This is a genomic window from Thalassolituus sp. UBA6592, assembly GCF_002433655.1.
Classification (GTDB): Bacteria; Pseudomonadota; Gammaproteobacteria; order Pseudomonadales; family Oceanobacteraceae; genus Venatoribacter.
In genome coordinates this window covers 1-6,537 of record NZ_DJIO01000139.1, presented here as the reverse complement: position 1 = coordinate 6,537, position 6,537 = coordinate 1, and the positions used below count along the sequence as shown (strand labels likewise).

The 6,537-nt window shown below is 54.7% G+C and carries 7 protein-coding genes; all 7 read right to left on the bottom strand.

Features of this window, described 5'->3' with window-relative positions; all coding sequences use genetic code 11:
- A partial coding sequence (locus tag B2Z72_RS13805; protein WP_297005075.1) for a class I tRNA ligase family protein occupies nt 1-192 on the bottom strand: 192 nt, incomplete at its 3' end.
- 40 nt (nt 193-232) lie between these two features.
- Nucleotides 233-1,174 (bottom strand): bifunctional riboflavin kinase/FAD synthetase, encoded by a 942-nt coding sequence (gene ribF, locus B2Z72_RS13800; RefSeq protein WP_297005072.1) that lies wholly within the window; start codon nt 1,172-1,174, stop codon nt 233-235.
- Nucleotides 1,175-1,269: 95 nt separating this feature from the next.
- Nucleotides 1,270-2,838, bottom strand: a complete 1,569-nt coding sequence (murJ, locus tag B2Z72_RS13795) for a murein biosynthesis integral membrane protein MurJ (protein ID WP_296981930.1) — start codon at nt 2,836-2,838, stop codon at nt 1,270-1,272.
- 109 nt (nt 2,839-2,947) lie between these two features.
- Complete coding sequence (gene rpsT / locus B2Z72_RS13790) at nt 2,948-3,214, bottom strand: 30S ribosomal protein S20 (RefSeq protein WP_297005069.1); 267 nt, start codon at nt 3,212-3,214, stop codon at nt 2,948-2,950.
- 132 nt (nt 3,215-3,346) lie between these two features.
- Entirely contained in the window at nt 3,347-4,186 is an 840-nt protein-coding gene (gene kdsA, locus B2Z72_RS13785; RefSeq protein WP_296981929.1) for a 3-deoxy-8-phosphooctulonate synthase, read from the bottom strand.
- 68 nt (nt 4,187-4,254) lie between these two features.
- Nucleotides 4,255-5,400, bottom strand: coding sequence for a glutamate 5-kinase (gene proB / locus B2Z72_RS13780; protein ID WP_296981927.1), 1,146 nt, complete (start codon nt 5,398-5,400; stop codon nt 4,255-4,257).
- A 39-nt stretch (nt 5,401-5,439) separates the two neighbouring features.
- On the bottom strand, nt 5,440-6,537 hold a 1,098-nt coding region (gene cgtA / locus B2Z72_RS13775), incomplete at its 5' end, for an Obg family GTPase CgtA (protein WP_297005066.1).

Sequence of the window (6,537 nt, the reverse complement as noted above, 5' to 3'; positions counted from 1 at the left end):
ATAAGGAGGGCCATCGTGCAGAATAAATTTATCGCGACCTGCACGGGCTTCACGGATTTTCTGATACAGGCCGGTTTCTTCCCAGCGCTTCAGCATATCCGGTTCGCGTTTTGCCAGATTGCCGCGCATCGGAAATTCGGTGTCAGGCAGGTTCAGCGTCGATTTGTACTGGCTTTCCACTTTATCGTTCATATTCGGTCACTTTTAAAACATCACGATTATGGCTCTGAGATCAGTCGTTCAGAGCGGCAAAATATTGTCTGGCAGTCTGCTTATCGTGTTCGATAGCAGCCCGCAGAGCGTCGATTCCATCAAACTTCTTTTCATCACGGATTTTGTGCGCAAACTCTACCGTCAGGTGCTGGTGATAGAGACTGCCGTCAAAATCAAACAGGTGCACTTCCAGCGATGGTTTGGCATCACCGGTTACCGTTGGTTTCACACCAATATTGGCGACACCCTGAAATTTCTCGCCACTTTCTTCTAACGTGGCGTAAACCGCATACACACCGGTCAGCGGCAGCTTGCGGCGATGCACCATCACATTGGCTGTTGGCGTATCCAGCAGACGACCCAACTGGCGGCCGTAAGCGATGCGCCCGGACATGTGATACGGGCGATCCAGCATGTGCGCTGCACGCACCAGATTATTGGCTGCCAGCTCCGAACGGATACGGGTACTGCTGATGCGTTCAGCATCCAGTTCGTGGGTCGGTGAATCCTGCACATCAAAGCCGTACTTATCGCCGTACTCACGCAGCAGCTGATAGTCGCCGCTGCGATCACAGCCAAAGCGGAAATCGTCACCAACGATCAGGTGTTTGATCCCCAGCGCGCTGATCAGAATGTCTTTGATAAAGGCATCTGCCGACATAGAGCGCAGCGCCTGATTGAATGGCAGGCAGAGAACATAATCGACGTTCTCTTGCTTCAGATCCTGCAGTTTCTCGCGCAGATTGGCCAAACGGGCAGGTGCCGCATCCGGGGCAAAGAATTCTTTCGGCTGAGGTTCGAACAGCATGACCAGGGTCGGCACACCATGTCGTTCAGACACGGCTTTGAGCGAATGAATGATGCGCTGATGGCCCAGATGCAGACCATCAAAGGTGCCGATGGTCGCAGCACAGCCTTTGAATTCTGCTGGAATGTTGTGAAGCCCACGCAACAGGCGCATTGATCAATAACCCGGTAAAAATAAAAGGCCGGATTATAGCTAACCTGACCCTCGGGTAACAGCCATTTGGCCAGTCAGTGACCACTTACCTGCTGTCAGAAAACCGATCCACGCAGATGACGCAGGCGCAGCCCCGCTGCAATCAGTACCGCGAAGTAAGTCACCACACCGGCCACCACGATTACCGTCAGCCACAGCGAACGATCCAGCGCGCTCCATTCAAGCCACTGCCCTGCACCGCCCATCAGCCAGAACATCACGCCAAACAGAGCCAGATTGGCGGCCAGCAACTTCAGAATAAACGTCAGCCAGCCGCTCTGATGCTGATAAGCATCGGTTTTACGCAGCCCGCGATAGAGCATAAAGACGTTGTAATAGGCTGAAAGAGAAGTCGCCAGTGCCAGCCCGACATGCTGCAGCGGAAAAACCAGCGCCAGATTCAGCACCATATTCACCACCATGGCCTGAATACCGATCTTCACCGGGGTTTTGGTGTCCTGGCGGGCGTAATAGCCAGGCGCCAGCACCTTAATCAGCATAAACGCCAGCAAGCCCGAACCATACGCCTGCAGGCTCATAGTCATCTTGCCGATGTCATAGGCGGTGATTTCACCGTGATAAAAGATGGTCGACATCAGAGGGGTCGCCAGCACCACCAGCGCCAGTGCCGCAGGCAAGGCCAGCAGGAATACCATGCGCACCGCCCAGTCCAATGTGCGCGAGAAGGCATCACCGTCGTTGGCTGCGTGTTTACCGGAAAGTGATGGCAGAATCACTACGCCGATGGCGATGGCAAACACCCCCAGTGGCAGGTTATTCAGGCGGTCGGAATAATACAGCCAGCTGACCGAGCCACTTTCCAGAAAAGAGGCCAGCAGCGTATCCAGCAGCAAGTTAATCTGACTGACCGACACCCCAAATAACGCTGGAATCATCAGCTTACCGATGCGGCTGACACCTTCATCGTGTCGCACATACACAGGTCGCACCAGCAGGCCCAGGCGGGCAACAAACGGTAACTGAAACACCAGCTGCACCAGACCCGCCAGGAATACCCCCCAAGCCAGCGCAAACAGCGGCTCTTCAAACCAGTCGCTCATCACCACAGCGGCAAAAATCAGGCAAACGTTGAGCAACACAGGAGTAAAGGCTGGCACAGCAAAGCGGCCGTAGGCATTCAGCACACTGGAGGCAAACGCCGTCAGCGAGATAAAAAGCAGATAGGGAAAGGTAATACGCAGCAGGTCGCCGGTCAGAGCAAATTTAGCCGGATCATCACGAAACCCGGGGGAAAACACCCAGGGCAGATAGTCAGCAAACAACACCGCCAGCACGGTGATAGCCAACAGAGCCATCCCCAGCAGCCCGGACACCCGGGCGATCAACAGCCGTACTTCATCCAGCGGCCGCAACCGGCGGTATTCGCTCAGGACCGGTACAAAGGCGACGGAGAACGCGCCCTCGGCAAATAAGCGGCGAAAGAAATTCGGGATTTTAAAAGCGACAAAGAAAGCGTCGGCACGGGCACCGAAATACTGTGCCACCACTACGTCCCGGATCAGCCCTAACACCCGGCTGACGAGAGTCATCACACTGACGACGGAGGATGAGCGCAACAGGCCCGGACTGTTTTCAGTGGATGATTTAACCGGCGACTCGGCCATGTTCTGCTTCCTGCCCCTTTATGTCAGAGTGGGCTGATCATACTCTCAGCCCAGAAACAGAAAAACCCGCCAAAGCGGGTTTTTCTGTAGCCTGAAGATTGATCAGAGATCAGCCTTTCAGAGCAAATACCTTAGCGTTCAGACGGCTCTTGGTACGGGCAGCTGCGTTTTTGTGCAGGATGCCTTTGTTTACCATCTTGTCGATATAAGGTTGTGCTTTAGTAAACGCAGCCTGGGCCTGTTCATAGTCGTTTGTCGCTACAGCGGATTGTACTTTCTTGATGTAAGTACGCACCATGGAGCGCAGAGCCACAGTACGGGCACGACGTTTGATAGCCTGACGGGCGCGTTTACGAGAACCAGCGGAATTTGCCACAGTCGGCTCCTCAAATTTGGTTATTCGTTAATTCTGAGAGGGGCGGGATTATGCTGAAGCGGCCCACCCCTGTCAACTAAGGGCGCACATAATACAGGCTGTGCGCTTTTGATTCAATCCATACGGACGTAATCAGTCGATGATTACCTTCTCAAAGGATTTCACCAGATCATCCACTGCCTTCATCTGCGCCAGATATGGCTCCAGTTTGTCCAGCGGCAAGGCACAAGGGCCATCACACTTGGCTTCAGCAGGGTTTGGATGAGCTTCCAGGAACAGACCTGCAATACCCAATGCCATACCGGAACGGGCCAGCTGGAACGCCTGCTGGCGACGACCATCGGCAGAATCTGCACGGCCGCCCGGACGCTGCAGCGCATGCGTGGCGTCAAAAATAACCGGTGCCATGGACTTCATATCATCCATACCCAGCATATCCACCACCAGGTTGTTGTAACCAAAGCTGGAACCACGCTCACACAGCATCACCCGTTCGTTGCCGGCTTCAGCAAACTTTTTGATGATATGACGCATTTCATGAGGCGCCAGAAACTGAGGTTTCTTCACATTGATTGCCGCACCGGTTTCCGCCATTGCCACCACCAGATCGGTCTGACGGGCGAGGAATGCCGGCAACTGGATCACATCAACCACTTCCGCCACAGGTGCAGCCTGATACGGTTCATGTACGTCAGTAATCAGTGGCACATTGAAGGTCTTTTTGATTTCTTCAAAAATCTTCAGACCTTCTTCCATGCCCGGACCACGGTAAGAATTAATTGAGGAACGGTTGGCTTTGTCGAAGGACGCCTTGAACACATACGGAATGCCCAGCTTCTCTGTCACTTTTACATAGTGTTCACAGATGGACATCGCCAGATCACGGCTTTCCAGTACATTCATGCCACCAAACAGGGTAAATGGCGCTTCATTGCTGACATCCAGAGCAGCGACTTTCACGTTCTCAATCATGAGATTCCTCGTTGTTATAGCGTTCAGAACCGGCAGTCAGATACAGACTGCGGTTAAACAGAATCGGTTTACAGCGGATACAGCACCGTCAGATTATCGCGGTGAATCATTTCCGGCTCGGCAATATACCCCAGAGCCTTATCCAGATCACGGCTGTCCGTGCGTATGATTTTTGCGGCGTCAGCATCGTCGTAATTAACCAGCCCTTTCGCCACCAGATTGCCGTTTTCGTCTACACAGGCAACCACCTGACCACGTTCGAAACGACCGCGCACAGCCGATACACCAACCGGCAACAGGCTGCGGCCACCGTCACGCAGGGCTTTGATCGCACCGGCATCCAGCACCAGCTCACCATGAGTCTGCAGGTGTCCGGCAATCCACTGCTTACGCGCAGCCACCGGCTCCTGATCCGCTACCAGCAAGGTGCCCAGCACCTCGCCCTGATGCACACGGGTGATCACATCATCAATGCGGCCGCCGACGATCAGGGTATCGGCGCCGGAACGGGATGCCAGACGTGCTGCTTTAATCTTGGTCAGCATACCGCCACGACCCAGTGAGCCTGCACCACCGGCCATCGAAAGATAACGCGAATCAGAGGCACGGCCTTCGGTGATCAGCTCAGCATCCGGGTTAGAACGCGGGTCGGCGGTATACAAGCCGTTCTGGTCGGTCAGAATCACCAGCAGGTCGGCCATCACCAGATTGGCAACCAGTGCACCTAAGGTATCGTTATCACCGAAACGGATTTCGTCGGTGACCACGGTGTCATTTTCATTAACAATCGGCACCACGCCGAGTTTCAGCAGCTGACGCAGGGTAGTACGCGCATTCAGATAGCGCTTGCGATCACTGAGATCATCATGGGTCAGCAGAATCTGCGCGGTGGTGCGCTGATGGGAAGAAAAAGCCGTTTCATAGGCCTGCACCAGCCCCATCTGACCGACAGCGGCGGCGGCCTGCAGCTTATGCACCTCATCCGGGCGGGTTTTCCAGCCCAGACGGGTCATGCCTTCGGCAACAGATCCGGAAGAAACCAGCACCACTTCATGGCCAAGTTCCAGCAGGCGGGCGATCTGGTCTACCCAGCCGCCCATACCTTCGCGATTCAACCCCTGGCCATCATTGGTCAGCAAAGCGCTGCCGATTTTGATCACCCACCGCTTACGCTGTTTCAGCACGGCCCGTGAGGTAAGTACTTCGCCTGTCATGATCTGTCTGTTGCTCCGTCAGCACACAAGAATATGTTTTTATTCGCGGGTATAAATGACTTCGACGTCATAATCATCGTCGTCATCATCATCATCCTGCTCCAGCTCACGTAACTGGCGACGGCGCTCAGACAGAAGTTCAATGTGCTCGCGGGCTTCAATTTCCACTTGCTCACGCTCTGCCATAATCTGAGCGGCAAAATCTTCATCATCCGCTGCACGCTGACGACGCTCCTCGATGTAGCGCATGATGTCACCACACAGCGGGAAAGTACCTTCTTTATTAATCGCCGCAACGCGATAAACAGGCCCGGTCCATTGCAGACGGTCAACCACGTCCTGACAACGGGCATCACGCTCTTCTTCCGGCACCATGTCCAGCTTATTCAGCACCAGCCAGCGGTCACGCTGCGCCAGCCCCGGCGAGAACTGTTCCAGCTCATTGGCAATGGCCTGCACAGCTTCGGCAGGATCAGTGTCGTCAAACGGCGCCATATCCACAACGTGCAGCAGCAGGTGAGTACGTACCAGATGCTTCAGGAAGCGGGTACCCAGACCAGCACCATCGGAGGCGCCCGGAATCAGACCCGGAATGTCTGCCACCACAAAGCTGCGGTGATCTTCGATTTTTACCACACCCAGATTCGGTACCAGCGTAGTGAACGGGTAGTCCGCCACTTTTGGCTTGGCCGCCGATACCGCACGGATCAAAGTGGACTTACCGGCATTTGGCAGCCCTAACAGTCCGACGTCTGCCAGAACTTTGAGTTCCAGTTTGATGTTACGGGATTCCCCCGGCTGACCGGGCTTGGTCTGAGTCGGCGCCTGGTTGGTACTGGATTTATAACGGGTATTCCCCAGACCATGGAAACCACCCCGGGCGACCATCAGCTGCTGACCGGCTGCGGTGATATCACCCAGGATTTCACCGGTATCTTCATCAATGGCCGTGGTACCGATCGGCACCATCAATACCAGGTCTTCACCTTTGGCACCGGTACAGTTACGGCTGGAACCGCCCTGACCATTCTGCGCCTGATAGTGGCGGGTATAGCGGTAATCAATCAGCGTATTGATGGAATCGTTGGCTTCCAGAAAAACGGAGCCGCCGTCACCACCATCGCCACCATCCGGGCA

Excerpts from the sequence above, each read along its gene's own strand:
- proB (WP_296981927.1), bottom strand. The coding sequence starts at position 5,400 with ATGACAGGCGAAGTACTTACCTCACGGGCCGTGCTGAAACAGCGTAAG.
- ribF (WP_297005072.1), bottom strand. The coding sequence starts at position 1,174 with ATGCGCCTGTTGCGTGGGCTTCACAACATTCCAGCAGAATTCAAAGGC.
- kdsA (WP_296981929.1), bottom strand. The coding sequence starts at position 4,186 with ATGATTGAGAACGTGAAAGTCGCTGCTCTGGATGTCAGCAATGAAGCG.
- murJ (WP_296981930.1), bottom strand. The coding sequence starts at position 2,838 with ATGGCCGAGTCGCCGGTTAAATCATCCACTGAAAACAGTCCGGGCCTG.